Here is a 2,014-nt window from a genome sequence, read left to right on the forward strand (position 1 = left end):
GTGAAGGGTTTCCCTTTGTGAGAGTAGGACGCTGCCGCGCAAATCAAAAAGGTATTCTCTTCGGAGAGTACCTTTTTTTTCGTGCCTTAAGAAGCTGAATTTCTAGTCCTTAAGGCACGTAAATTAATTTTGCCTGCCCTTAATATTAAAAAAATGAGTTTTAAGTCACGTAAGCCTTTTTTTCGTGACTTAAGTGATAAAAATTTCTATACTTAGGGTACGCAAACTAATATTTAGAGAGAGTTTCTTCATGAAGAGGATCAAGTACAAATGACGAAGTACGTGAACTACGAGAATAACGATAAAAGGAGGGATAGTTTGGGCTATTATCATTTAGTTACAAGAAAACCAATGTATAAAGGGCAAAAAAAAAATTTTGGAAGTCATCACAAAAACCGATTGTATTATTTCTTTTTAGAGAATGGGTTTAGTGACCTCAAAGAAAGAACTCTTGATCAAGCAATTAGTGAGCTAGATTCTAAGCTAGAAGAAAATGAAATAGCGTTTTTAAAAAATGCTTTTGATCATTCTTCTAAAGCTATTAGAGAAGTGATCACTGAAATGGTTCGGCTGGAACATTTTCCAGAACTGCCATCAAGATTTGAATGTTTATATGGAACGGAAGATTTGAATAGTTTAGCTCAATGGAAAAAGATATTTACCTCTTATAATAGAGAAGTCATACAAATCGTTAAGCTTGAAACAAATGGGGAAATTTTTAAAGGCAATGCTGCTTTATTGCCTTCAATAGAAAATAAATCGTTTCTTGAGAAAATTGAACAAGCAAAAATATATTGGTCTTCACCGTCAGAAAAAATTTTATCAGAAGTGTTAATCGGCGGAGAAATAACGGTAACAGAAATCATTGAAGACTTTCAGTAAAGGGTCTTTGCGCTTTGAGTAACTGTAAATTCAATTGTTGGAATAAGGCATAAAAAAATTTTGTTAATTTCTGGTTATGTTAAGCAGTAGGTTAAATAAAGATTCAATTTTTCAGCTGCAGTGCTTTTTTTACGAGTTTAAGCTGTTCGACTAAAGGTAAAGTACCATCAAGGATTAAATCGGCATCTTCACTAACAAAATGTTCATGATCTATAAAAATTGGTCGAGCAGAATCTAAATATAATTGTGCCCAATTCAGGATTTCTTCAGCGGATTTATTGTAATAGTCTCTAACTATCAGTCTTGCGAAAACTATATCTAAGGGAGTTTTTACGTATACGGTTTTAGTAATGTAGGGTTCTAACATCGTATGCTTATACCCAAAAGGGAAATCTATAAAAATAAATGAAAACGTGTCTTTAGCTGACAAAAAATCCTTCATTAAAGGACTGAGATCATATTGATTTACAGCTTCTTGGACGGGTGTTTCGATTGGCGGAGCTGAAGGTAATGCGTCAATACTATAATCATCAAAAGAAATGACTTTGCTGTCTATAAATTCTTTGTGCAACTCGTTGATTAAAGTCGTTTTTCCTCCGGCGGTAACTCCGCTAACTACGACTACAAAACTTTTTGTCAAAATTACTCCTCCCGTCTTTTTCTGCGTTATATGATTGAATCATTTAAGTTTTTTAGACAAATAGATGCATAAGTCATCGTTATTCCTACAAGCTTCTCCATTATCTATATTTCTGTTTTCAAACCAAACTCCCGATCCATCAGGAAGATATCCCCGCTTTGCATAAATACGCTGTGCTGCACCATACCCAGAGTGTAGCCCAACTCCTAAAGTAACAATAGTCGAAAACTGCATAGCTTTGTTTTCTGCTGCATCTAGTAAAGAATTTCCAATTCCTTTTTTTCGATACTGTTCAAAAACATTAAAATCAGTAATTTCAGGTAGTTCACTTTCTTGAAAAGGTCCATGCTTTGCTTTTTTTGCTACTGTGACGTATCCAGCAATATCCTCATCTAACTCAGCTACAAAGACATATCTTATTTTGTTTTGTTGATCCAACCAATATCTTTCTAATACTTCCTGCCGACCATCCCAACCTTGTTTCAGAAAAGC

At 34.4% G+C, this 2,014-nt stretch carries 3 protein-coding genes; 1 reads left to right on the forward strand and 2 read right to left on the reverse strand.

Annotation, left to right across the window (positions count from 1 at the left end):
* The first annotated feature begins 318 nt into the window (after positions 1-318).
* Positions 319-882, forward strand: coding sequence for a DUF2441 domain-containing protein (locus RT405_RS13245; RefSeq protein ID WP_313470314.1), 564 nt, complete (start codon positions 319-321; stop codon positions 880-882).
* Positions 883-985: 103 nt separating this feature from the next.
* Here the strand turns inward: RT405_RS13245 and RT405_RS13250 are convergent, their stop codons facing one another.
* Positions 986-1,522, reverse strand: a complete 537-nt coding sequence (locus RT405_RS13250; protein ID WP_313470317.1) for an adenylyl-sulfate kinase — start codon at positions 1,520-1,522, stop codon at positions 986-988.
* Positions 1,523-1,561: 39 nt separating this feature from the next.
* Positions 1,562-2,014, reverse strand: a 453-nt coding sequence (locus RT405_RS13255; protein WP_313470319.1) for a GNAT family N-acetyltransferase, incomplete at its 5' end; no start/stop codon positions are given.

It is taken from the genome of Carnobacterium sp. (genome assembly GCF_032094055.1).
In the GTDB taxonomy this organism is placed as follows: domain Bacteria; phylum Bacillota; class Bacilli; order Lactobacillales; family Carnobacteriaceae; genus Carnobacterium_A.